We start from the raw sequence: 330 nt of genomic DNA on the forward strand, positions 1-330 counted from the left end.
CTGGAGGTCGTGAGTTCGACTCTCATTATCCACCCCAACTAATATGGTCTATTAGCTCAGTCGGTAGAGCACCTGACTTTTAATCAGGGTGTCCCGCGTTCGAGTCGCGGATAGATCACCAAAAAGGCGGCGACATAGCCAAGTGGTAAGGCAGTGGACTGCAACTCCTTGATCCCCAGTTCGAATCTGGGTGTCGCCTCCAAAATATTCCAAGGTAGCTCAACGGTGGAGCAACCGGCTGTTAACCGGTAGGCTGTGGGTTCGAGCCCCACCCTTGGAGCCAAAAAAGCCGAAGTGGCGGAACTGGCAGACGCACAGGACTTAAAATCC

3 tRNA genes are annotated in these 330 nt (G+C 53.3%); all 3 read left to right on the forward strand.

The annotated features are described in order from the left end of the window. Positions 1-45: 45 nt before the first annotated feature. The 3 genes from IC174_RS20855 (at position 46) to IC174_RS20865 (ending at position 283) form a co-directional block, all read left to right on the forward strand. A tRNA-Lys gene (locus tag IC174_RS20855) sits at positions 46-121 on the forward strand. Between the two features lie 7 nt (positions 122-128). Further along, positions 129-202 (forward strand) — tRNA-Cys (locus IC174_RS20860). A 6-nt stretch (positions 203-208) separates the two neighbouring features. Beyond that, a tRNA-Asn gene (locus IC174_RS20865) sits at positions 209-283 on the forward strand. Positions 284-330 lie beyond the last annotated feature (47 nt).

Source organism: Clostridioides sp. ES-S-0001-03 (genome assembly GCF_020676075.1).
Classification (GTDB): Bacteria; Bacillota; Clostridia; order Peptostreptococcales; family Peptostreptococcaceae; genus Clostridioides.